Origin of the sequence: Clostridium celatum (genome assembly GCF_021412605.1) — a bacterium.
GTDB classification, from domain to species: Bacteria; Bacillota; Clostridia; order Clostridiales; family Clostridiaceae; genus Clostridium; species Clostridium celatum.
The window spans coordinates 25529-51468 of sequence record NZ_JAJKGM010000002.1 but is presented as its reverse complement, the minus strand read 5'-3'; the positions used below and the strand labels follow the sequence as shown (position 1 = coordinate 51468).

Genomic DNA, 25940 nt, shown 5'->3' with positions numbered 1-25940 from the left:
TCCTCGAAATTACATATCTATTTAAAGATTTTCCTTAATTACTATTTTGCTACTGTAACCATTGAATATCTGATTACTTTTTCGCCTCTTTTATATCCTTTTTGATATACTTGAGCAACATCATTGCTATTTAAATTTTCATCTTCAACAACAGAAATTGCTTGATGTAAATTTGGATCAAATCCATTAGTTGTATCAATTTCTTCAACACCTAATTTATCTAAAGAGTTTAAGAAACCTTTTATAGTCATCTCAACACCCTTTTTAAGATCATCTACATTTCCATCTACAGCTAAAGCTCTTTCTAAATTATCAGCTACAGGAAGCATTTCCTTTAATACATCAGTACATGCATCAGTATATATTCCTTCTTTTTCTTTAGCTGTTCTTTTTCTATAATTGTCATACTCAGCTGTTAATCTAAGTAATCTATCTTTTAATGTTTCTAATTCATTAGAAAGCTTTTTATTTTCTTCTTTTAAATTTCTAATCATTGATAAATCATCTGATCCAGTGTTTTCTGAATTTTCTTCTTCTACTTCTTCATTTTCCGTAGACTCAGCAGTTTCTCCTACTGTTTCAGTTTCTTCTACTGTTTCAGCTTTTTCTAATATTTCTTCATCTTTTAATTCTTTGTTTTCTTCCATCCTTACACACCTCATCTCTTTTCATTCAATACTCTTGGTCCTGAAGACTTTTATTTAACTCCTTTATCACTTGTGCCATAATTGAGACTACTTTAGAATAATTAATTCTCTGTGGACCTATTAGTCCAATACTGCCAATTGGTCTTCCACCTAAAGAATACTCTGCTGTAATTACCGAGCAATCTTTTGCTTCAGGTATATAATTTTCATCACCAATTTTAATAGACATATCACCACTAGTTTCAAGTAACTCTATAACACAATCCTTATTGCTTATTAATTGAAGTACCTCTTTTGCCTTTTCAATATCGTTGTATTCTGGATAATTAAAAAGATTTGTTGTTCCTTCAACCACTAACTCTGATTTGGAGTTATTGTTTAAACTTTCATATAAAGCTGGAAGCATTGCATTAAATAAATCATCAAATCCTACTAATTCATTTTTTAGTCCATTAATAACCTCTAAGTTAATAGCTTCAATAGTTAAATTTTTAAGTTTACTATTTAATACTTCATTAATTCTACTTAGCTCATCATTACTTGGGGCATTTTTAACCTTGATTCTATGATTTTTTATAACTCCACTATCTGTTACAATTACTGAAATTAAATTTGTCTCATCAATTTTAATTAATTGAAGTGATTTTATATAACTTCTTTTCATTGATGGAGTTTGAACTATACATGTTAAATTTGTTAATTCCGATAATAAAACACAAGCTTCTTTTAAAATTGTATCAACTTCTTGCATAGCTGAGTTAATTAAATATTCTTTAATTCTAAGCTCTTCATCCTTACTTAACTTTTGTGTTTCCATTAGTTTATCAACATATAACCTATAGCCCTTACTAGATGGTATTCTTCCTGCTGATGTATGAGGCTGTTCTAAGTACCCCATTTCCTCTAAATCTGCCATTTCATTTCTTATAGTCGCAGATCCTACACCTAAATCATACTTTTTAGCTATTGTTCTAGATCCTACAGGTTCTCCCGTTACTATATAGTCATTAATAATGGCTTGAAGTATTTTTATTTTCCTTTCATCAATAGCCATCTCATCACCTCTATTTGTTAGCACTCATTTAAGTCGAGTGCTAATGACTACAATATCAATATATTCTTATTTGTTTTTTTTGTCAATTTCATATTTCTTTAAATTTTCAATTATTTTTTTGTATAATTTAGTTTTTTCTAAGTTTTCTCTTTCCATCTCTAAATTACTCCTTTTTTCTTAGCTTTTTAAATAGTCAACTATACAACCATTGAATTATCTATTTATCTAATATGAAATCAGACATAACAATATTAGATAATTCAATTCCTTTTGAAGTTAAATACATAAAATCATCTTTTACAACTAAAAGACCTTCTCTTATATTTTTCTCAATGACATGCTCATATATACTGTTTATATCTACACCAAATTTTTTATTAAATTTAGATAAACTTATCCCTGAAAGCATTCTTAATCCCATAAAAATAAATTCTTCTATTTCATCTTCTCTTGAATTTTTATGTTTTTCCATAACTACATTATCATTATTCTCTACTCTTTTTATATATTCATTCATATTATCTATATTAACCAATCTATATCCATCAATATAAGAACTACTTGCTAATCCTACACCAATATATTCACCTAAACTCCAATATACCTTATTGTGTTCACATTCTTTTTCAGGCAAAGCAAAATTAGAAATTTCATATTGGTGATATCCATACTTTTTTAATATATCTTTCGTCATTTTATCCATAATTCTTTCATCATCTTCTGACGGTATTTCTAATTTATTTTTTTCGTATAAAGAGTAAAATGCTGTACCTTCTTCAATAATTAAACTATATGCTGATATATGCTCTGGTTTTAACTCACATATTTTTTCCAATGTATATTTCCATATTTCTATTGTTAAATTTGGCAAACCATACATTAAATCTACATTTATGTTAGTAAACCCTATTTTTCTAGCTAATTTATAATTCTCTAAAAATTCATTAAAGGTATGTATACGACCAATTCTCTTAAGCAATTTATCATCACAAGATTGGAGTCCAAAACTTAATCTATTTACGCCATAATTTTTCATAAGCATTAATTTTTCTTCATTTACTGTTCCTGGATTGCATTCTATTGAATATTCTACGTTTTCCGATAAATTTAATTTTTCAACACAACTAAGTAACTTTTCTAATTCTTTTACTTCAAGATGCGAAGGCGTTCCTCCACCAATAAATATAGTTTTAATAATATAATTTGAACATTTACTTTCAATTTCTTTGACTAATGCATTTATGTAATCCTCTCTAAACTTTTCTCTCCCTGCAAAGGTAGGAAAATCACAATAAAAACATCTTTGTTTACAAAATGGTATATGTATATATAAGCTAATTTCTTTCATTATTTTCTCCTCCAAACTATATAATAATTTACTTAATAATATCTTCGATTATGAAAAAAGACATTGCTATTGCAATGTCTTTTCATTAACACATTTATTAGTCTACTTTAAGTACAGCCATGAATGCTTCTTGTGGTACTTCTACAGATCCCACTTGTCTCATTCTCTTCTTACCTTCTTTTTGTTTTTCAAGAAGTTTCTTCTTTCTTGAAATATCTCCACCATAACATTTAGCAAGTACGTCTTTTCTCATAGCCTTAACAGTTTCTCTTGCTATAACTTTAGAACCTATGGCAGCTTGAATTGGAACTTCAAACATTTGTCTTGGAATTATTTCTTTAAGCTTTTCAGCTATTCCCCTTCCTTTATGGTAAGCTCTTTCCTTTGGAACTATCATTGATAATGCATCGACTATATCTCCATTTAATAATATATCAAGCTTAACAAGTTCTGTCTTCATATATCCTTTAAATTCGTAGTCAAATGATGCATACCCTCTAGTTCTTGATTTTAATGTATCAAAGAAATCATAAACAATTTCATTTAACGGCATATCGTAATTTATAGATACTCTTGTTGTTTCAAGATATTCCATATCTATGAATGTTCCTCTTCTTTCTTGACATAAATCCATTATTGCACCAACATAATCTGTTGGAGAAATTATAGATGCTCTAACAACTGGTTCTTCCATATAATCTATTTCTGTTGGTTCTGGTAAGTTTGTTGGATTAGTTAAATCTAAAACTTCTCCATTAGTCTTAGCTACCTTATACACAACCGAAGGAGCTGTTGTTATAATATCTAAATTAAATTCTCTTTCTATTCTTTCTTGAATTATTTCCATGTGAAGTAATCCTAAGAATCCACATCTGAAACCAAATCCTAATGCTATAGAAGTTTCTGGCTCAAAATCTAGAGCTGCATCATTTATTTGTAACTTTTCTAAAGCTTCTTTTAATTCATCATATTTAGCACCATCTACTGGATAAATCCCTGAGTAAACCATAGGTACAGCTTTCTTATATCCTGGTAATGCATGTTCAGTTGGTCTATTTGCTTCCGTTATAGTATCACCAACTCTAGCATCAGCAACATTTTTAATAGATGCAGTTATATATCCAACGTCTCCAGCCATAAGTTCATTAACAGGTAAGAACTTAGGAGTAAATACCCCTACTTCTGTTACATCATATACTTTATTAGTTGCCATTAACTTTATTTTAGTTCCTGGCTTAACTTTTCCGTCCATAATTCTTACATAACATACAACACCTTTGTAGCTATCATAATATGAATCAAATATTAAAGCTTTAAGTGGAGCTTCTTCATCTCCATTTGGAGCTGGTACTTTTTCCACTATAGTTTCTAAAACATCCTCAACATTTAATCCTGTTTTAGCTGATATCATAGGTGCATCATGTGCTTCTATACCTATAACATCTTCGATTTCTTGCTTCACTTCATCTGGTCTTGCAGATGCTAAATCTACCTTATTAATTACTGGTGCAATTTCTAAATCATTATCTAATGCTAAATAACAATTTGCCAAAGTTTGAGCTTGAATACCTTGTGTTGCATCAACTACTAGTACAGCACCTTCACAAGCAGCTAAACTTCTTGAAACTTCATATGTAAAGTCTACGTGTCCTGGTGTATCTATTAAGTTTAAAATATACTCTTCACCATCAGCACGTCTATACACAAGTCTTGCAGCTTGAGATTTTATTGTAATACCTCTTTCTCTTTCTAGTTCCATGTTATCTAAAACTTGCTCTTCCATTTCTCTTTGAGTAAGAGTCCCTGTAATTTCTAATAATCTATCCGCTAGGGTTGACTTACCGTGGTCTATATGTGCTACTATTGAAAAGTTTCTAATCTTTGATTGTCTATTACTTTGCATATATCTTAACTGCTAATCTTTTAAGCAGCTTCTTCACCCCCATATTGTTAAATCAAACTAAATTATAACATAGAGTATAGAGTAGGTGTCAAGAATATTAATTTCCTTGATAATTCTCAATAAAATCATCTACAGTATTATCCAAATCATAACTATCTACGCTATTACTATTATCGTTATTATTTTTTCTTTTTTCATTAAATTTATCCTTTATATTAGATACCGTTTTTTCAATATAATTAAAAACTGGTTTTAATTTTTTTAAAAATATATTATCCATTGTTAAATTAATTTCTTTATTAAAAACTTTTACCATTGCCAAATTATCATTTTCTTCTCCAGTATAAATTTTAATTGCACTCTTATCCATTATAAATTCTTGAAAATCCTCACCAAATTCTTCACTTACTAAATTAAAATTATCATCACTATTACCTAAAGGTGATAATGATTTAGTATTAATTATATTAATCTTAATTGCTCCTATAGCAACTAAAATCAATAATACCATAGGTATAATATACTTCTTAAAAATGGTCATAAAAAGACACCCCCTAGTGTTTAACTATAAGGATGCTCATTTTTTATTTTTTTATTCAATTTTTTATCTATTTAAATACTCTGCTATTATTCTTGCTAAATATTTAGCACTTAGCTTAGATTCTTGAGCAGTATTTTTATCAGCTCCAAATTCTGTTAAGATACATGCAGGGCTTAAATTTTGATTAAAATCATTAGAACCACTTGGATATTCCATTAATTTTTCATCTCTTAAAAAAGTAGGAAATAATGTATCTGCAATTGTAATTAAAGAATTTACTGTTTCCATCATTTCATTGTAATATGGTGATGTTTGCGATGTAACAAACTCTACTCTTGCCAAACTTTGTCCATTAATTTCAGTTGTAGTCCTATCTTTATCTGGTCCTCCATCCCTATGCAAATCTATTATAAGTTTGAGATTAGGAAATTGCTCTAAATAACTTTCAACTGTTACTTGGGATCTAAAGTATGAATCTGCATATGGTGCTATATCATGTATTGTTTTATCATGTATAACTGATATTCCATATCCCTCTTGTAATTCCTGTGCTAATACATTACCAACTCCAACTACTGTAAAATCTTCTTCCGAACTATCAGCTCCTACATCTATATATCCTTCATGAGTATGAGTATGATATATTAATACCTCAACATTATTAGGATCTAATGTTTTCTTTAAACTTGGGTCATAAGCAGCACTAACACTATTTAATTCTGCGATGTCTTCATCAGTCATTCTAACTATACTCTCTTCTTTAACTTCATAAGGTGTGAATATATTAAATCTACTGTTTGTATTATTACTAACTGTAACAGTTTCTTTAAGGGGATTTTTGAAATATGCAATCTCATTACCTATTATTCCATACGTTGTTATATTATTTAATCCTAGGGCTTCTACTAACACTCTTTTCAAATCTACTGTATTTTCTCTATAAGCTGATTCATCATAGATTTGTGTTTCAACAATAGGCATTGAGTAATTAAGCAACTGTACATAGGCTAATCCTCCACGCTCTCTATAATTATTAATTATCCCTACAGCCCTTACTATAACTACAACTATAATTAATATTAATAAAATATATCCTACACTAAATTGTTTCTTCTTTTTAGTATTTTTATTATCACCATTAACCCACTGCATTATATATATCCCTCCTCACTCTTTATATATATGGGAGGTTTTACATAATTATTAATACTTTTTCTAAATTAAATTTCAAGCAAACATATTGCTAAAAATTCATCATATCCAATTAAGAAACCATTATACTTACATTAAGAATGTAGCTATAATTTATAATAAAATATTAATCAAAAAAGTTTTTATTCCCAATAATTAATCTTAAAATAAAAAAGCACTTAAATTTTATATAAGTGCTTTTTTATTTAACTAATTCATAAATTTATTTATCTCCTCCATATCCATATTGGGTTGTACTGCTATATTAATTCCATTTGCAATTATTTTTGATAGTGAATCTATAACTTGATCTACATCTTTTGGAGTTACCATCAGTTCTCCAAAGAAAGGATTTAATATTTCTCTTATAAGCATATTTTTTTCATTTCTATCCACACTCTTTAACATATTATAAAATTCTTTTCCACTTTCAGCTTTATTTGAAAGATCATCTAATAATAAGTCCATAGTATCATTAGCAATTGTTGCTGCATCAACAACTGTAGGAACACCAACGGCTATTACTTTAACACCTAAACTTTCTTCATTTATTTGCATTCTATGATTTCCAACACCAGCACCTGGTGAAATTCCTGTATCACCTATTTGAATAGTTCTATTAACTCTTTCTAGCTTTCTTGAACCTAAAGCATCAACGCAAATAACTAAGTCTGGTTTAATCCTATCAACTAAAGATTTTATTACTTCACCTGTCTCAATTCCTGTTATTCCAAGTACACCCGGTGCTATTGCACAAACAGGTCTTACAGATTCATCTATAACATCTGGCATAACTTCTTTTAAATGTCTTGTTATCATAATTTTTTCTGCTACCTTTGGTCCTAATGCATCTGGTGTTACATTCCAGTTACCAAGTCCTACTACTAACACCAATTTGTCTGCACTAATATCTACAAGTTTTTTTAATACTTTACCTACAGTTAATGATACATTATCCATAGTTTCACCATCATATGCTGTAAATTCCGGAAAATCTATAGTTATATAATGCCCCTTTGGTTTTCCAAGCTCTTTACCTGCTTCATCACTTTCTATTGTAACTGTAGTAATTTTTGCCTCTCCATCCATTTCTTCATCAACTTTAACCCCATCAAGTTCTCTTTTATTTTCTTCCGTATATGCCTGTTTTGCTTCAATTGCAAGGTCTGTTCTAACACTTATCATAACTTTCCTCCTAAAAATATTTACTAATCAAATTTATTTTCCCAAATAAGTTTTAATTTCATACTTGAACTTAAAAACTTTAGGTGTTATAATATGATTTGTTGAAAATGAACTCGTACGCAGATTTCCCCAAAAACTGCAGAGGCCCTATAAAATATCAAGGGGGTGAATTGAATGGCAAATATTAAATCAGCAAAGAAAAGAATTAAAGTTACTGAAAAGAAAACTTTACAAAACAGAATGGTTAAATCAGCATTAAAAACTGCTATAAAGAAGTTTGAAGCTGCTGTAGCTGCTAACAACGTTGAAGAAGCTAAAGCTTTATTCGTTAAAGCTTCTAAGTCTTTAGACATGGCTGCTCAAAAAGGAACTGTTCATAAGAACATGGCTGCTAGAAAGAAATCAAGATTAGCTGCAAAATTAAACGCTATGGCGTAATAAATAAGAAGCCGGTGAATTTTTCACCGGCTATTATTTTACCTTAATTTAATTATGTTTCTAAAAAATATAATTTTATTTACATACTATTTACATATTTATTATTTAACCATAAATGTTTTAAACAACATAAGCTCCATTTCCATTTGTTTTTCTCCTGAAGATGATTTAAGCTTAGTTTCTGTATCTACACAAATTTTTATAAGTTCACTTAATTGTTTGGGACTAAACTTCGATGCTTGATTCATTAATTTTTCACATACAAACTGAGGAAGTCTATATTTAGACATAAAGAAATCTAATCTTTTTCCCTTACTCATATAAACTTTAATTTCATATAATCTTTTAAAATGATTTCCGATAGATGATATTATAAGCATGTGTTGATCTGCCTTAAATAATAACTCATCTAAAAGATCTAAAGCCTTTTCAACTTTTCTAGTTGATATGTATTCTACTAAATCAAAAATATCATCTTCACTCTTATTTTGAATTAACTTATCTATATCTTCTTTAGTTATTTCTCTTCCCATTGCATAACAATCTATCTTATCAATTTCTCTTTTTATAATATCAAAATTATTTTGTATTTTATCAGCAAAATATTTTAATTGTATCTTTCCTATATTTCTTCCTCTTTCTTTAAATAAATCCTCTATTTTCTTATAATACTTATCTTTTTTTAACTTATCACAATGAACTACTTTTATATATTTATCTAATGTAGATAACTTTTTATTTTTTTTAGGCGTATCTCTTTTATCATTAAATACATAATACATTATAAGCACAGTGTGACTAGGTAAGTTCTTAATATACTTAGATATTTCACTATATGTTTTTGCTGCTTCTTTATCTGCCTTATCTTTTAAAAAATTAGCTCTATAAACTAAAACTACTTTTCTATCACCAAAGAAAGGTAAAGTTTCACATGCATTTTCTATTTCTTCAAAAGTCGTTGTTAATCCATCTAACTTTGTAAAATTTAAATCTATAAAGTCCTTTTCTACAACCTTATTTATAATTGAATCAACACTTATTTTAATAAGTTCCTCATCTAATCCACAAAAGACATACCCATTTGCCACATCATTCTTTTTTAGTTCATTTTCAAGTACATCTATATTTATCAATATTTATTACAACTCCTTATCTACCTTTTAAAAATTTATCATTAAGTATTATTATTTCCTCTATATCGCCTTTTCTGAAATCTATTATATCATATTCCCAATCTATTTTTTCATAATTTACTAATAGCAAATATTTATTATTTGTTGTGTATAAAATATAATTCTTCCCTTGACCATTAATTACAAATTCATTTGCTATATTAATCCTATTAACTTTTCTAACTATTTTATCTGCTAATGTTACTCTTTTTAACTTTTCAGTGTCTACATAGTCACTAGTTTCTATTAGCACTCTATTACCTTTATAACTTACGAGAAGTGCTCCATCTTTATAATATCTTATTTTTAGAAATGGTGAGTAAATTAGCACAAGTATATATATTGCTATGATAAGAGGATAATATAAAAATCTTTTAAAACCTCTTTTGTAATAATAGTAAGTTGTAAGTATTGCAATATAAAAATATGCCACGCTGTAATGTAAATACAATAATTCTAAACCAATATTATTAATTTTATACATTATAAAATCTATTATTTTAATTATATAATTGCATAAATAGAGGCAATAATTAAATATTGGTATAATCATTTGAATTACCAACAGCACATTTCCCAATATAACTAAAATAACTATAAAGGGAACTACTAACATATTACCTAAAATAAAACTAATTGATACCTCTCCAAAGTATAAAACTAATATTGGCAAAGTAAATACTTGTGCACATAAAGATATTGATACTGTATCTCTTATTTTATTAGGTAGTTTATATAATTTTTTGTTTAAATCTTTATTAAAAAGTATTATACCTAATGTGGCCAAAAATGATAATATAAACCCTAGCCCAAACACTTCATAAGGCCGTATAAGGAGTATTATTATGCCTGCTAATGATAAAGCTGCTAATGAGTTATATGTCTTTCTTAAAACCACTCCAAAGCTCATAATAAATATCATTATATATGCTCTTACAGATGATGGTGGTGCCCCTGTAAATAAAACATATATAAAAGAAATAATTAAACTCATCTTAATACCAAATATTTTTGATAAAACACTAAAAATTAATGATAAATGTAATCCTGATACAGATATAGCATGAGATATTCCTAATTCCCCCATAATATCTCTATCCTCTTCGCCTAATTCACTCTTATAACCAAATGCAACAGATGTAATAAGTGCAGCTTTTCTATTTCCTAATTTTTCTTCTATCTTTTTAAATATTTTCTCTCTTTCTTTATATAAAGTACTAATGAAATCATCTTGTTTTATTTTATAGAAATTTATTTTATATTCTCCTATATATCCTTTAATTATATTGTTATCTTTACTAAATTCACCCTTAGCAAGTATTTTTTGACCAACCTTTATTTCATTATTTATATTATATAAATTTACGTTTCTACCATTGATTTTGCCTTTACCATAATAATTTTTCACTTCAATAATCCTTATTTCTTCAATATTATCTGGAATATACTGATAAAACCATATATTATTGAATATAAAAATAGTAAAAAATAATATTAATATTATCGCTATATAATTTCCTTTAAACTTAAATATAAATATAAAAAAACTGCTAACAACAAAAATTGCCAACAGTTTATTTTTACTATACATTTCATAACATATAGATGCTAATATAGATACAACAAAAATATATATTAATGGATTATTAAAGCTTTTTTCAGTACATAGTTTCATTTGGCATCACCCCTATTGTAAGCCTTGCCAAAGTTTTATTATTATAATCAAATCTTAATATAAATATTTAATAAATTCATGCTATTTTTTTAACTAATAAGCTTATCCCACAAACCTTTAAATTTATCTATAAATTCTTCTGTTGCTTTATTAACCAAATCTACAAATGTTCTTATTTCCTTTAATGTGATATTATCTTTATGGATTCCACAACTTACAACCACACTTGAATTAAAACTCCTAGAAATCTTTTTAGCAACAGGCATTACTATCTCATCTTCCTTTTGCCCTGTAACAGTTAAAAGTGATACAGACACACTTGTTTTTTCATTCTCTGAGAAATGTTCTCTTGGAACAGCTAACGCTATAGCCCCTATATGAGGTTTATCTCCACCTAATATAGATATATTCATATCATTTCCCATCTTAACTACAATAAAAGTAACCTTTAAATCTTCTGTACTCTTTTCAATTTTTATCATACTTTCTCCTTATATATAAAAAAATATGGTACATAAATTCATTACATACCACGCTTTATTGATTTCCATATATCATTTATATTATTTACTTTTTAATTTATATATAAACATTAAAGTTACTATCTATTTTTAATATTATAGTTTTGGCCTTAAATTTTAAAAGGTACTATTAACTTTTTGTGCATAAAAAAAGACTTTACATTAAAGCAAAGCCTATTAAAAACTATAAAAATTTAATTGCTATTGGTAAGTATACAAAAAACGATATTGTAAATATAATATGAAGCTTTTTATATAACTTGTAATTTTTCTTCATAATAGCTCCAGTTACTCCAATAGCAGCCATAATAGCCGCAAAACCTATATATTTTATAAATCCTTCTTGTCCAATTCTTAAAATTAATTCAGCAATCATTGCAGCTACTGAAATTACACCTAAAAATATATGTGTTTTTACGTATACTTTTCTTTTTACCTTAAATAATTTTAATATATAATAAACTAATAATGATAAACAAAAAAACATTGATGATATTCTTTCCATTGTCACTACTCCCTACTCTTTCTTTGTAAATTTTTATTAAGCTATATACCTCTAGCAGCTTCCATAGCTCTTTTTTCTTCTGGACTAATAGTTTTAACCCTAAATGTAAAGTAATATAATTTAACTATTATTAATATGATAATTGTTATTCTCATAGGTAACACATCTACTAATATTAAAGGAAAAGCTAACATACAGTTTACAAAACTTAGTAAAACAACTTTTTGCTTTAGCGTCATAGCTCTTTCTTTAACAAAACTTTCTAAATGCTTTTTATAAAGCTTTGTATTTATAAACCAATTATGAAATCTTTCTGAACCCTTTGCAAAGCAATATGATGTTACTAATAAAAATGGTGTAGTTGGTACTACAGGTAATATCACTCCTATAAGCCCTAATCCAAGCGCTATAAACCCTAAAGTTATATAAAAATATTTTTTTACTTTATTCATGTTTACTCCCCTTTTAAATACTAATTTTTTGTATTTTCTATTAATCAAATTTCTATTAAAAAATCCTATTTATTTAACGCATGTCTTACTAATTCAACTGGATTGTATATTATAAGCCTTGGTCCTGAAAACTTCATTACTTCTTTAATTTTTACTTTCATGTCTTTCTTATAACAATGTATAGGGCATCTTGAACAAGTTGATTTATTTTCACCAAACTTACAAAAACTTAATCGCTTATTTGCATATTCTAATAGTTCTTTACACTCTTCACATAGTTCATCTTTTTTATTCCCATGTTTTTTTTGACAATATATATCTATCATCAATTTAATAGTCTTTTTCTCCCTATCAATTCTTCCCATTTTAATTTATCTCCTATAAATATTAACTTTCTCAAATATAAGCGATAATCATTATCACTTAATATTGATAAAAAAAGCTTATGTTTAATTTAAGAATTTGAAGTGTCGAGTTTATGGATCAAATATATATTTGATCTTCAGTAGAAAATTTCTACCATAAACTCTACACTCCTAATTGCTAACCCTTAATTTAATACAAGCTTACTATTTTCTAGCTTATAAGTCTTATTACAAACTGCTGTTGTTGATTTTCTATGAGATATAAGAACTATTGTCTTATCTTCACAGTTTTCCTTTATAGATTTTAATATTTCACCTTCATTTAATGTATCTAAATTACTTGTTGGTTCATCTAATATTAAAACATCTCCATCAGCTAAAAATGCTCTAGCTAGTCCTATTCTTTGTTTTTCACCTGAAGAAAGGTTTCCACCTAACTCTCCTACTTTAGCTTCATATCCATTAGGTAAAGTTTCTATAAAGTCATGTATAGATGCCATTTTAGCAGCCTTAATTACATCTTCCTTAGTTGCCTTTGGATTTCCTATCTTTATATTATCAAGTATTGTTTCATTAAATAGATATGTTTCTTGGCTAACTAATGTTTGACTATTTCTAAGTGATTTTGTAGTAACATTTTTAATATTTTTATTATCAATATTAATTTTTCCTTCATTTACATCCCAAAATCTCATCATAAGCTTAACAAATGTACTCTTACCTATTCCACTTTCACCTATAAGAGCAATTTTATCTCCTCTTTTTATGTGAACTGATGTATTATCAAAAATCTTTTCTTTTCTATTTGGATAAGAGAATGTTACATTATCATACGCTATTGATTCACCACTTACAGCATGTCCTTCTAAAATTTCCTCTACATGTGGCTCTTCATCCATTAAATCAAATAATCTCTCTGCACATGCAAATGTTTGAAGTAATGTATTTGAAAGATTACTTAATGCAACTACTGGTCCAAATGATGATGCTATTATTACTATTCCTACAAGCATCCATGTAAATGATATATTTCCCATTGAATATTGTGCAAATCCAACTCCAACAAAAGTTAATATTGCAATCATTATAGTTAAGTCTGTAATAGCTCTTATTATACCTTCATGTTCTTTAATCTTATCAAGGCTTTTATTTATTCTATGTGATTTTGAATTTATTTCTTTTAATCTTTCATCACCTGCTTTAAATAATAATACTTCCTTTAATCCTCTTAAAGAATCAAGTATATAGTTATTACATTCACCAAACATATTTCTATATTGAACCCCAGCTTCCTTACCTAAGCTAGAAGAAGCATATGGTATTACAAATCCAACAATTAAGAAGAATATAACTGATAATACTCCAAACCATGGATTAATAATAAATAGTATTACTGAAATTATAGTATTTGTAATTATTGCAATTGATATTGGGGCTATTGTATGTGCATAGAAAACTTCTAAAAGCTCTATATCAGAAGTAATTAATGAAATAAGATTTCCTTTTTCTTGTCCTTCTAATTTTGCAGGAGCTAATTTTCTAAGCTTTGTAAATATTTTGTCTCTTAATATATAAAGTATTTTAAAAGCAATATAATGTCCTGATAATTGTTCAGCATATCTTAAGAAACCTCTTAAAAGTGCGCTTACTGCCATAACTATCATTGCACCAGTAAAGCTAACAAATGTAATATCTCCTATAAACGCGCCTATTGCAATTGCTCCAAAGCTAGCTATTGCAATTGCAGCTAAAAATCCAACAACACCCATACTTATAGTTATTGCCATAATTGGGGCTAATGGTTTTAACTCAACTATTAATCTCTTCATTATTTGGAAGCCTGATCTTCTTTTCATATTAGCAAACCTCCCTTATCATTTCTAATTCATTTTGCTTATTAACCATATTATAATAATGAGATTCTTTACTCATTAATTCATCATGTGTTCCATTCTCAACTAAAATCCCTTTATTCATAACATATATGTTTTTCGCTTCTTTCACATTAGCTAATCTATGTGATATTACTAATACAGTTTTATCTTTAGAAAGTTCATAAATAGCTTCCCAAATGCTTTCTTCACTTTCTACATCTATATTAGACGTAGCTTCATCAAAGATAATCATTGGTCTATCTGCTAAAATTACTCTTGCTAATGCTAATCTTTGTTTTTGACCACCTGATAATGCACTACCTGCTTGCCCTACATCTGTTAGTAATCCATCTTTTAATCCATTTACAAAATCATATAATCTTGCTGTTTTTAACGCTTTTTCTAATTCTTCTTTAGTTGCATCTTTTTTAGCCATTAATAGGTTATCTAAAATGCTTCCATTAAATATATAACTATTAGTAGATACTAAAGCAATATTTCCATAAATATTATCCAATGATATATTTTCTATGTTAATATCATTTAATCTTATTTCTCCATTAGTTACTTTATGGTTATTTAATATAAGTGATGCAACAGTACTCTTACCAGAGCCACTTTCCCCTACTATTGCAACTAATCCACCTGGTGTAATTTCCATATTAATATTTTTTAATACTTGTCTTTCACCATCATAGCTAAAATCAACATTTTTTAATTCTACTTTTATTTCATTAAATTTAGTTTCTTCATTTGTATTAACATCTTTTTGTCTTTCTTCTGCATCTAAAATACCAAACATTCTATCACTTGCAGCCATTCCATTCATTGCTATATGGAAATATGAACCTAAAAGTCTAAGTGGTATAAAGAATTCAGATGAAAGTAATATTATTATAAGTAAGCTTCCTACTGGAATTTGTCCATTCTTAAATTGAATTAATGCAACTATTGTACCTGCTGCTGCTCCACCAAAAGCTACTAAATCCATTATTGTTATTGAATTAAGCTGCATACTTAAAACTTTCATAGTTATTTTTCTAAATTTTTCAGCTTCTTCATTCATCTTTACATGTCTTTCTTCATCAATATTAAATACTTTTAAAGTAGTTAACCCTTGAAGATTTTCTAAAAATGTTCCGCCTAAATCAGAATAAGATTTCCAATAATCTTTTAATATTCTTTTAGCAATTTTCATTATTGCTATTATTGATGCCGGTATAAGCGGTACACAAAGTATAAATACAAGTGCTGCTTTAAATGATATAAAGCTCATAAATATAAATAGCGTTACTGGCACTAGTAGTGCATAGAAAAATTGAGGTAAGTATTTACCAAAGTAAATTTCAAGCTGCTCTATTCCCTCAACTGATACTTGAACTACAGCTGATGTGCTTTCAACCTTCGTATATCCAGTTCCTAATTTTAATAATTTTTTGTAAATAAGTTCTCTTAATGTTACTCTTGCTGTTGCAGATGCTGCATTTGAAAATTTAGCATATAAAATATTACATGAATATCTAATAGCTAATAAAATTACTATTAATACACTGGCCGCTAACAATGATATATTTCCCCATATCTTAAAATCCATCATCGCTGCAAATATATTATTTCCATTAAGATTTAATCTTTCTCCAACATAAATCTTATTAATAAACTGTCCAATTAATATTATCGTAATTATATTACATAAAACAGAAATCCAATTTACTAATATAGTTAAACCTATATATTTTTTTGAATCTTCACAAAGGTTTATTAACCTTTTATTAATCATCATAAGTAATATCCCCCATTCCTTTTTTTGAACTAACATTCTAACTGATATTTGTTATCACTCTCATTAATATAACTTAATTGATAATTATTTTCAATACCTTCTTTGATAAAATTTTAATTTTTGTACTATAATTAATATAGAAGTTTATTTATGGAGAAATTAATATGAAAAAAAACAAAAATAATTTAATTCAAAAACAATTAATGGATATTTATAAAAAGGAAGCTAAATTACTAGAAGAAAAACCTCCTAGTTATATTAAAAATAAACTATCGCCAATTAAAGAGACATTAGAAGATAAAATTCCTGATAAATTACAATCAACATTAGAACTAGCTTTTGAAAAGGGATTTAAAGTAGTATTTGATAAAGGTGTAGGCCTAATAGAAAAAACCTACAATAGGGATAATATTAATATGGAATTTGATATAAACACTTATGCTATTGAAAAATATCCAACTAAGAGGAATTTTAAAAAAATAGATAAATCTGCAAATCGAAAAACTATGTTAAATAAATCAATAAGCGCTGTTGAAGGTACTGCTCTTGGTTTATTAGGAATAGGTCTACCTGATATTCCTATTTATATTGGTGTAATTTTAAAATCTATATATGAAATTAGTCTAAGCTACGGATTTAATTATAATTCACAAAACGAAAAAGCTTATATCTTAACTATAATCTGTGCTGCAGTAACATCTACAACTGAAAAAAAATACTACTTTGATAAATTAGATAAAATGGCTAATGAAATAGATGCTAATAAAAATCCTAATTATCAATTAGATGAATTATTAAAAGAAACCTCTAATAAAATCTCTACTTATATGTTAACTTCTAAATTTATACAAGGTCTTCCTTTAATCGGAGTTGTAGGAGGCGTAACTAATTTTAAAACTTTACAAGATATTAGTACTATAGCTAAACTTAAATATAAAAAGCGATATTTAAACAACCTTCAAATTTAATAAAAAAATTAACGGCTAAAATAAATTCTATTTATTTTAGCCGTTTATAATATTAACTACAAACATAATCACACTCTCAAATTTATATATTATTCTCTCTAATTATTTACTATATTTTTTAAAACTGTTTCTAATGAACTTACAGTACTATTATGGTTTCTTATAATTGTAATATTCTTTTTATCCGCTTCTTTTTTTGCTGTTCGTACTAATTTATGAGATACTACATCTGTTAATAATATAACTGCATCTGGACTACCTATCTTATCTCTTAATCCTGTTTCCATTTGTGTAAAAACCTTAGCTTTACAATTATATTTTTTACAGACTTTAATATAATCCTTACTCATTCTATCATGACCACCTACTATAACTATACTCATATTTAAACCTCCAATAACATTTTATATTTCCATTTGCTTTTACACTGATATTTTTTCATAATTCTTAATAAAATTTCGTATATTAAAAGCTATATTATGCGTTGAATCTCCACTTAATATATTATTAACTGCATGTTCTTTTACTTTATCATACTTATTAAAAATTTCTTTTGCATTGTTGAAGTTATTATATACCATCCAGTATCCACATACTAAACACTTCTTATTTGTACACCCCATGAAATCTTTTACATCTTCAAGCGGAAATCCTAAAAATACTCCTAATTCATGAGGACATTTAAATTTTTCATATCTTTCTTTTAGTTTATTTATATAACTTTCAAGATTATTTTCTTCTTCATAACCTAATTGAACTAAAAATTGTTTATTACTTTTATTAAAAATATAATTCTCTAACTCTTCTTTATCATATACCAATATTATTAATGCATCTTGTGATTCTCTTAACTCTACAAATTCAATATTTATAGATTTTAAAAATGATATTCCATATTTAATCCATTTATCATATAAATTATTATTTCCCTTTTTTAATGTTACGGTTGCTGATGGTTTTACTCCTGATATTACCAGAGAGGCATTGTAAATTAAAAATTTTTCAATGCACTCCCTATCTTCCATAATTGAAAGGCTTTTATAAAATTCAATTTGTTTCACTTTTGCTTTTTTAAGCCTTTGCTATACTCATTCCAAATTCAATACACTCAGAAGAATTATCCTCTGGTTCATATTGAATTATTAAACCATCATTTATTAAAGTGCAACCTAACGACTCTACTCTTTCCTGCCAATCTCTCATCCATTGACCATCTCCCCAGCCGTATGATCCAAATAAAGCAACCTTTTTCCCTTGAATCCTTGTTGATATTTCTTCCATAAAAGGTTCAAATTCACTTTCTTCTAAAACTTCATCTCCCATAGCAGGACAACCTAATATTACTACATCCTCATCATCAAAGATATTAACATTTGCATTAGAAACATTTATAACCTCTGCAGTCTTTCCTGTATTTATAATACCTTCCGCAATTAAATTTGCCATTTTTTCAGTGTTACCTGAATTTGAATAATAAATAATTTTCATTTCTCCCCCCTAATCAATATTGATATTCATTCTCAATTAATTATTATATTACATTACTCCTTTTTAATTGTCAATAGCCTATTAAAAATAATTTACAAATAAAGTTAGTTAAAATTTAATATATCTATTCTTTATTAATACTACAAAAAAATGAGATAATATTTAATATTATCTCATTCTTTTAAATTTGTTATTTTAATACAAATGATTGACAATCTGTACATTCAACAACTGTTGGATTTTGTTCATGAGTTCCAACTTGTATTGCATTTAATGTACAATAATTTTCTGAACATGCATGATGTTTGCATTGTTGTACACTACATTGTATACTAGGATTTTTTTCCATAATATTCACCTCCCTTAACAAATTACCCTATTAATTTTCCCTAATCTAAGCATATTATTCTATCTTCCGCACTTTTATATATTAAAACTTACTCATATAAAACTATATTTTTATTATCATTTCTTATCATATACTTCACCTATTGTTTTGTCTTTGGATTAAATATAAGAGCCATTAAATATCCAAAAAATATTGCAGCTGTTATTCCTCCTGCTGCCCCTTTAATTCCTCCTGTAAAAGCTCCTATTAATCCCTCTTCTTTAACAGCCTTTATAGCTGCATCAGCTAAAGAATTTCCAAAGCTAGGTAATGGTACTGTTGCTCCAGCACCACCTATTTCTATAAGTTTATCATATATTCCAAATCCACCTAGTATTGCACCTAAAGTAACAAAAATAACTAATATTCTAGCTGGTGTTAATTTAGTAGTATCCATTAATATTTGAGCAATAACACATATTAAACCACCAACGATAAACGCACTTACATAATCCATAAAACTCTATTCCCCCTTCTATTTAAACTCAATAGCTACGGCATGAGCTATTCCTGGAATACTTTCACCTTGAAGTGAACTAGTTGTACTCATCAATGCACCTGTAGAAACCAATAACAAGCTTTTTATTTCTTTTTTCATAAGTTTTTTATAAAAATATCCACAAGTTACAACTGCTGAACATCCACATCCACTTCCACCAGCATCAGTTTTTTGTTCCTCATCGTTAAAAATCATATCACCACAATCTACATAATTATCTTTAACATCATATCCATACTCCAATAATAATTTAGTAGTTATATCTTTTCCTACCTTTCCAAGATCTCCTGTTGCTATAACATCATAATCTTTTGGTGTTCTTCCTGTATCCTTAAAATGATTATAAATAGTATCAACAGCAGCTGGTGCCATAGCAGCCCCCATATTATTTGTATCTTTTTCACCATAATCCTTAACAAGACCAGTAGTAACATAAGTTACTTCCGGATAATTTCCAGTTTTGCCTAGGACCATCGCTCCTGAACCTGTTACTGTCCATTGACATGTTGGACACCTTTGAGAACCATATTCTAGTGGAAATCTAAATTGTCTTTCTGCAGAACTAAAGTGTGATGAAGTAGATGCTACAACATAATTTGCAAACCCTCCATCTAAAAATAGAGATGCCATACTTAATGATTCAGACATTGTTGAACAAGCTCCATATAGACCTATAAAAGGTATATTTAATTCCCTTGCTGCAAAACCTGAAGATATTATTTGATTAAGTAAATCTCCCGCAAATAAATAATCTATTTTTTCTTCTGTTAACCCTGCACTACTTATTGCACTTTTAATTGCAGTGTACATCATTTCTGATTCAGCCTTTTCAAAACTATCCTTTCCTAAGGTATCATCACTTATTATTTGATGAAAATAATCTTTTAAAGGACCTTGCCCTTCTTTTGGTCCAACAATAGAATAAGTAGAAATTATTTTAGGTGGATTTTCTAACTTAATAGTTTGTTTTCCAACCTTTTTAACTTTTGTACTCATAAAAATTTTCCCTCCAATTTACACAATACCCCAAAGTCCAAGTATGTAATAAATTATTCCTATTATTACTGATGTGCCTATACCATATACTAATACAGGACCAGCTATAGTAAACATCTTTGCTGCTACACCAAAAACAAATCCTTCTTTTTTAAATTCAATAGCTGGTGAAACTACTGCATTAGAGAATCCAGTTATAGGTACTACAGTTCCTGCTCCTCCAAAAGTGGCAATTTTATCATACACACCTACCCCTGTTAATAATGCTCCTAAAAATATCATTATTATTGGTAGCCATGCTTTTGCTAATTCTTTATCTACACCAAACTTAATCATCATATTTAATATAAATTGACCTATAGTACAAATACTTCCTCCAACTAAAAAGGCCAATACTATATTTTTAAAATACTTTGGCTTTGGTTTCATCTCCTTTGAAAGTTGTTCATACTTACTTATTATCTTCTCTTCTTCATTCTTACTAAACTTACTCAAAAAAACCAATCTCCTTTCTTAATTAAATATAGTATTCCTCTAAAATAAAAAATAAATCACTAAAATAAAAATCTGCATTAAATAATAAAATTATTACTTAATGCAGATCTTAAATCTTTTATATTCTTTTTTGTCCATAGTTTATATTCATCCTTCTTCGAGTTGTTTTCTCATCTCACCTAATACTTTTTTTTCTATTCTAGATACTTGAACTTGACTTATTCCAAGCATTTTTGCAACTTCTATTTGAGTTTTATCTTTAAAATATCTTAATACTATAATTTGCCTTGATTTATTATCTAAATTTTTTAGAGCTTCTTTTAATGCAATTCTATCAGTTAAATTTTTATCTTCTACCGCATTTTCACTTAGCTTATCTATAAGTAAAACTGGAGAACCATCATCATGATGGATAACATCATATAAATATTGTAAACTTGCTGATGATTCTAATGCAAAGAGTATTTCTTCTTTATCAATCCCTGAATATTCAGCTAATTCTTCTATTGTTGGATTTCTATCTAATTTTTTAGTTAAATATTCTTTATCAAAATGTAACTTTTTAGCTAAACTTTTTACATTTCTGCTTACTTTAATTATTCCATCATCACGCAAAAATCTCTTTATTTCTCCTAGTATCATAGGAACTGCATATGTTGAAAATTTTACATTATATTTATTATCAAAATTTTTTATTGCTTTAACAAGCCCTATTGATCCTATTTGAAAAATATCTTCATACTCATAACCTCTGTTCATAAACTTTTTACAAACAGAGGTTACTAAAGGCAAATTCATTTCTATTACCTTATTCATCGCTTCAGAATCACCTTGTCTTGCTAATAAAATTAAGCGTGCGTTGTCTTCATAATTATATTCCTCTCTTTTTAGATTGCTACTCTCCATAAAATTCCCCTAACTTATAGCATTAAATTTCTTCTTCATAATAACGGTTGTACCACTTCCTTTATGACTTATTACTTCTAATTCATCCATAAATGTTTCCATAACGGTGAATCCCATACCTGATCTTTCTAATTCAGGTCTAGATGTATAAAGTGGCTCTCTTGCCTTATCAATATCATCAATTCCTGTTCCATGGTCTATAATAGCAATTGTTACCTCATTATCATGTAAAGATGCTTCTATTCTGATTATACCCATTTTTTTACTTTCATAACCATGAATTATAGAATTTGTTACTGCTTCTGATACTGCTGTTTTTACATCTGATATTTCTTCTATAGTTGGATCTAACTGAGCTACAAAAGCTGCTATGGCAACTCTTGCAAAACTCTCATTTTGAGATCTACTTTCAAATTCTATATTTACTTTATTTTCTCTCATCACTAAATCCCTCCATTACATACTTTCAACAGCTTCACTTACGCTACTGTACGAATTTATAATTTTATAAAGCCCTGAAAGTTTAAATACCTTATCTACTCTTTTATTTACGTTAACTACACATACTTTTCCATCTCTATTTTGTAATTTTTTAAATCTTCCTATTACTACTCCTATTCCTGAACTATCCATAAATGTTACTTCTTCAAAATCCATTATAACCTTTTGAATATTATCTCTTTCAATTCTATCATCAATCTTTACTCTTACTTCTTCAGCACTATGATGGTCTAATTCTCCAATAAAAAAAACAACTAATTTATCATCAATCTTATTAAATTTTAAAAACATAAAAATTAACTCTAAAACCTATTATTTAGAGTCAGCACCTCCATTCCCTTCTTTTTCCATAATTTTAACATATTGTATATTTTCTAGTCAATTAATTTATTGCATTATTGCTAAAACATACTTAAAAATAACGAAATTTAGTAAACAAAATGGTAAATAGAAATTAAGGTATTAAATTTATTTAATACTATGAATAAAAAGTGTTATTTATCTTCTATTCACTACTTAATTATCTATTTACCATAATAACAAATTCTATATACTTTATAATTAATTTACTCATAAACCTTAAAGTTATATTTAAAATTTAAGTTGTTAATTCTTTTCTTTATTTTTGTATTTTTCTATTTCTCTTTGAACCTCCTCATAAAACTGTTCTACACTTTCTCCATCATTTAATAACAATACTTCTATTGCATCATTTAAATTATCCATTGTATATATGTGAAAATCTCCATTTGCTATAGAATCTTCTACTTCTGATTTTAATATAATTTCATCCTTATTAGCTGAAGGTATTAATACACCCTTATTTTCTATAGTATCTATCATTTCACATACCTTAAAGAATCCTTCTATTTTTTCATTTACACCACCAATAGCTTGAACCTCTCCAAATTGATTTATAGAACCTGTTACTGCAATATTTTGTTTAATTCCTCTTTTACTTAATGCTGATAGTATACATATAATTTGTGCAACAGATGCACTATCTCCTTCTACCAATCCATATGTTTGCTCAAAGCTTAGATGAAAATCAACAGGTATTTCTTCATATGGATTTAATAAATTAGTTAATAATCCTTTTAATATACTAATGGATTTTTCATGTATTTTTCCACTTAAATTACTTTCTTTTTGTATATCAAAAATTCTACCTGTACCTTTATAAGCAACACAAGTAATTCTCATAGGTTTACCGAAAGTGCAATAACCACTATCTAATACTGCTAATCCATTTATTACTCCGACCTTTACTCCTTTTATATCAATAAGAATCTTCTTTTCTTCATATCCACTCATTACTTCTTTTTCTATAAGTTCCTCTTCATATACAGCCTCAATTACCTCTTTTTCAGTAATAAGCATATTACCTTTTTCTTTTGCAAAATTATTTGATAAAATTAATACTTTATCTATAAAATCATTTTCAATAAATAACTTTTGCCTATTACTACTCTTTCTACATAAATATTTAATGATTTCATTTATTCCATTATCACTTATGTTAAAAAGATTATCTTTTCTTATTTTTTCATTTATTATATTTTTAACTTCACTTAAAGAGTTATTATTAATTTTTATTATAGATGTAAATTCAGCTCTTAATGGGAATAATGATCTAAAGTCCTCATCTGAATTATATAAAATATCATAAGATTCATAATCACCAACTATTATAACTTTAACCTTTACCGGTATAGGATTTGGTTTTAGTCCATTAATATTTATAAATTCTAGATAGCTTTTATTTGTATCAAAAGATAGAGTATTTGATAATAGTATCTTTTTTAAATAATAATAGCTCATAGGATTTGATATTAATGAGTTTAATCTTAATATTAAACATCCCTCATTTGCTTTAAGTATGGATCCTGCATTTATAAGTGATATATTAGTTGTATACATTCCATTATGATTTTCATATTCTATAAGCCCAATTAAATTATTCAAATTAGGGTCTTCTTCGTATATTACAGGTGGTGAAAATACATTTGTATTATCAACTATAACTTTTACATCATATTTATTTAGAATTTCATATATTTCATTTTCATCATCCTCTATATTCATTGTATAGCACTCTATTATATCTTCTTCTATACAATTAAATAGTCTTTCTAAGTATTCATAAGAATCATCATCTGTAATAAATTCTAATAATGCGTCATCCTTTGCTTCCTCCATTTGTGTTGAAAGATATTTAGAATAAATCTTCTTTAACCTTTTTATTGACTTAACTTCAATTTCTTTTAATTCTTCTAAAATGGACTCTGCCTTTTTTTTAAGTGTACTAGCCTTTGCTACTATTACATTTTTATTTTCTTCTTCAAGGTTATCATATTCTTTTTCTGTCATAGCTTCATCACCACTTAATGGTATAAACGCAAAGCCTTTATTTGTAGCTTTAACCTCAAAGCCTTCATCTTTAGCCATTTTCATTAATTCATTTAAATAATTATTTCTCTTTGTTTGAATCTCCTCAACCAAATAGTCCTTTTCATCATTAGTAGAATCACTATAAAAATCATCAATTGCTTCTAAATAACTATTTTTTATATTATCTACAGCTTCTTTTAATTTATTTCCTTGTCCATTAGATACAAATATTGCTTCTGGCTTATTTATATCTTCTAAAGTGACATAACATATATCTCTAGGTGCTTCTAAATCTTTATATTTTTCTTCTACAAATTTAATAAGTTCATTTAACTTATCTCTTGAAAAAGTATCTATTAAATATAAATTGTACCCCTCTTTATCTATACTTAGTGCTCTTTCAATTTTCCTATATGCATTATTAAACTCAGAAATGCCCTTTGTTCCTTCTTTATCTTCATTGTCTGTTACTGATATTTTAAATTTTATTTCTGATGGAGTTAATTCTCTTTTCATAACCCTCCCCATTATAGGTAAAATCATTCTATTTTTTTATTGATTCACCTTTGATACAGTAGTATATATTATATTAATATTCTTATTAAATTATTTTAGGTAATATTTTTTAAAAAAGCTCTTATTTTTTATAAAATT

At 27.2% G+C, this 25940-nt stretch carries 28 protein-coding genes; 2 read left to right on the top strand and 26 right to left on the bottom strand.

Annotation, left to right across the window (positions count from 1 at the left end; genetic code table 11):
- Positions 1–41: 41 nt before the first annotated feature.
- The 7 genes from grpE to gpr form a co-directional block, all read right to left on the bottom strand.
- Positions 42–647, bottom strand: coding sequence for a nucleotide exchange factor GrpE (grpE, locus tag LPC13_RS01445; protein WP_005215712.1), 606 nt, complete (start codon positions 645–647; stop codon positions 42–44).
- A gap of 25 nt (positions 648–672) precedes the next feature.
- Complete coding sequence (gene hrcA, locus LPC13_RS01440; protein ID WP_040420100.1) at positions 673–1701, bottom strand: heat-inducible transcriptional repressor HrcA; 1029 nt, start codon at positions 1699–1701, stop codon at positions 673–675.
- Between the two features lie 217 nt (positions 1702–1918).
- Positions 1919–3049 carry a radical SAM family heme chaperone HemW gene (gene hemW / locus LPC13_RS01435; protein WP_234088487.1) on the bottom strand — a complete coding sequence of 377 codons (1131 nt, stop codon included), beginning with the start codon at positions 3047–3049 and terminating at the stop codon, positions 1919–1921.
- Between the two features lie 97 nt (positions 3050–3146).
- Complete coding sequence (gene lepA / locus LPC13_RS01430) at positions 3147–4952, bottom strand: translation elongation factor 4 (RefSeq protein WP_005215720.1); 1806 nt, start codon at positions 4950–4952, stop codon at positions 3147–3149.
- Positions 4953–5049: 97 nt separating this feature from the next.
- Positions 5050–5493, bottom strand: coding sequence for a hypothetical protein (locus LPC13_RS01425; RefSeq protein WP_005215722.1), 444 nt, complete (start codon positions 5491–5493; stop codon positions 5050–5052).
- Positions 5494–5556: 63 nt separating this feature from the next.
- Entirely contained in the window at positions 5557–6645 is a 1089-nt protein-coding gene (locus LPC13_RS01420) for a stage II sporulation protein P (RefSeq protein ID WP_234088486.1), read from the bottom strand.
- A gap of 249 nt (positions 6646–6894) precedes the next feature.
- A complete protein-coding gene (gpr, locus tag LPC13_RS01415) occupies positions 6895–7869 on the bottom strand; it encodes a GPR endopeptidase (protein WP_005215725.1) in 975 nt (324 codons plus the stop codon).
- A gap of 174 nt (positions 7870–8043) precedes the next feature.
- Here gpr and rpsT point away from each other — a divergent pair, with 174 nt between their 5' ends.
- Entirely contained in the window at positions 8044–8307 is a 264-nt protein-coding gene (gene rpsT, locus LPC13_RS01410; protein ID WP_005215727.1) for a 30S ribosomal protein S20, read from the top strand.
- A gap of 101 nt (positions 8308–8408) precedes the next feature.
- Here rpsT and holA read toward each other — a convergent pair whose 3' ends face one another.
- From holA to LPC13_RS01370, 8 genes are all read right to left on the bottom strand, one after another.
- The gene (gene holA / locus LPC13_RS01405) at positions 8409–9440 is read right to left on the bottom strand and encodes a DNA polymerase III subunit delta (protein WP_005215729.1); all 1032 of its coding nucleotides are present in this window, start codon (positions 9438–9440) and stop codon (positions 8409–8411) included.
- Positions 9441–9456: 16 nt separating this feature from the next.
- A complete protein-coding gene (locus tag LPC13_RS01400) occupies positions 9457–11154 on the bottom strand; it encodes a ComEC/Rec2 family competence protein (RefSeq protein WP_234088484.1) in 1698 nt (565 codons plus the stop codon).
- Positions 11155–11243: 89 nt separating this feature from the next.
- The gene (locus LPC13_RS01395; protein ID WP_234088482.1) at positions 11244–11636 is read right to left on the bottom strand and encodes a proteasome assembly chaperone 4 family protein; all 393 of its coding nucleotides are present in this window, start codon (positions 11634–11636) and stop codon (positions 11244–11246) included.
- A gap of 223 nt (positions 11637–11859) precedes the next feature.
- The gene (locus LPC13_RS01390) at positions 11860–12180 is read right to left on the bottom strand and encodes a hypothetical protein (protein ID WP_005215734.1); all 321 of its coding nucleotides are present in this window, start codon (positions 12178–12180) and stop codon (positions 11860–11862) included.
- 41 nt (positions 12181–12221) lie between these two features.
- Entirely contained in the window at positions 12222–12632 is a 411-nt protein-coding gene (locus tag LPC13_RS01385) for a YbaN family protein (RefSeq protein WP_005215736.1), read from the bottom strand.
- 65 nt (positions 12633–12697) lie between these two features.
- The gene (locus tag LPC13_RS01380) at positions 12698–12997 is read right to left on the bottom strand and encodes a nitrous oxide-stimulated promoter family protein (protein ID WP_005215738.1); all 300 of its coding nucleotides are present in this window, start codon (positions 12995–12997) and stop codon (positions 12698–12700) included.
- A 185-nt stretch (positions 12998–13182) separates the two neighbouring features.
- Positions 13183–14853, bottom strand: a complete 1671-nt coding sequence (locus LPC13_RS01375; RefSeq protein ID WP_005215739.1) for an amino acid ABC transporter ATP-binding/permease protein — start codon at positions 14851–14853, stop codon at positions 13183–13185.
- Between the two features lies 1 nt (position 14854).
- The gene (locus LPC13_RS01370; RefSeq protein WP_040420105.1) at positions 14855–16654 is read right to left on the bottom strand and encodes an ABC transporter ATP-binding protein/permease; all 1800 of its coding nucleotides are present in this window, start codon (positions 16652–16654) and stop codon (positions 14855–14857) included.
- 164 nt (positions 16655–16818) lie between these two features.
- On the opposite strand from LPC13_RS01370, the gene LPC13_RS01365 reads away from it, so the two are divergent.
- Positions 16819–17622, top strand: a complete 804-nt coding sequence (locus tag LPC13_RS01365; protein WP_005215742.1) for an EcsC family protein — start codon at positions 16819–16821, stop codon at positions 17620–17622.
- 98 nt (positions 17623–17720) lie between these two features.
- On the opposite strand, the gene LPC13_RS01360 is transcribed toward LPC13_RS01365, so the two are convergent.
- The 11 genes from LPC13_RS01360 to LPC13_RS01310 form a co-directional block, all read right to left on the bottom strand.
- Positions 17721–18005 carry a DUF2325 domain-containing protein gene (locus LPC13_RS01360; protein ID WP_005215743.1) on the bottom strand — a complete coding sequence of 95 codons (285 nt, stop codon included), beginning with the start codon at positions 18003–18005 and terminating at the stop codon, positions 17721–17723.
- 39 nt (positions 18006–18044) lie between these two features.
- Complete coding sequence (locus LPC13_RS01355) at positions 18045–18683, bottom strand: DUF3793 family protein (RefSeq protein ID WP_005215744.1); 639 nt, start codon at positions 18681–18683, stop codon at positions 18045–18047.
- A gap of 10 nt (positions 18684–18693) precedes the next feature.
- Complete coding sequence (locus tag LPC13_RS01350) at positions 18694–19110, bottom strand: flavodoxin (protein ID WP_005215745.1); 417 nt, start codon at positions 19108–19110, stop codon at positions 18694–18696.
- 190 nt (positions 19111–19300) lie between these two features.
- The gene (locus LPC13_RS01345; protein WP_005215746.1) at positions 19301–19459 is read right to left on the bottom strand and encodes a DUF1540 domain-containing protein; all 159 of its coding nucleotides are present in this window, start codon (positions 19457–19459) and stop codon (positions 19301–19303) included.
- 139 nt (positions 19460–19598) lie between these two features.
- Entirely contained in the window at positions 19599–19955 is a 357-nt protein-coding gene (gene spoVAE, locus LPC13_RS01340; RefSeq protein WP_195244722.1) for a stage V sporulation protein AE, read from the bottom strand.
- 18 nt (positions 19956–19973) lie between these two features.
- Positions 19974–20993: a stage V sporulation protein AD gene (gene spoVAD, locus LPC13_RS01335; RefSeq protein WP_005215748.1), complete on the bottom strand. Its 1020-nt coding sequence runs from the start codon at positions 20991–20993 to the stop codon at positions 19974–19976.
- 18 nt (positions 20994–21011) lie between these two features.
- Positions 21012–21488, bottom strand: coding sequence for a stage V sporulation protein AC (gene spoVAC, locus LPC13_RS01330; RefSeq protein WP_040420108.1), 477 nt, complete (start codon positions 21486–21488; stop codon positions 21012–21014).
- 147 nt (positions 21489–21635) lie between these two features.
- Positions 21636–22394, bottom strand: a complete 759-nt coding sequence (gene sigF, locus LPC13_RS01325; RefSeq protein ID WP_005215750.1) for an RNA polymerase sporulation sigma factor SigF — start codon at positions 22392–22394, stop codon at positions 21636–21638.
- 9 nt (positions 22395–22403) lie between these two features.
- A complete protein-coding gene (spoIIAB, locus tag LPC13_RS01320; protein WP_005215751.1) occupies positions 22404–22835 on the bottom strand; it encodes an anti-sigma F factor in 432 nt (143 codons plus the stop codon).
- Positions 22836–22850: 15 nt separating this feature from the next.
- Positions 22851–23186, bottom strand: coding sequence for an anti-sigma F factor antagonist (spoIIAA, locus tag LPC13_RS01315; RefSeq protein ID WP_005215752.1), 336 nt, complete (start codon positions 23184–23186; stop codon positions 22851–22853).
- A 315-nt stretch (positions 23187–23501) separates the two neighbouring features.
- Positions 23502–25802: an AAA family ATPase gene (locus LPC13_RS01310; protein ID WP_040420110.1), complete on the bottom strand. Its 2301-nt coding sequence runs from the start codon at positions 25800–25802 to the stop codon at positions 23502–23504.
- Between the last annotated feature and the right edge of the window lie 138 nt (positions 25803–25940).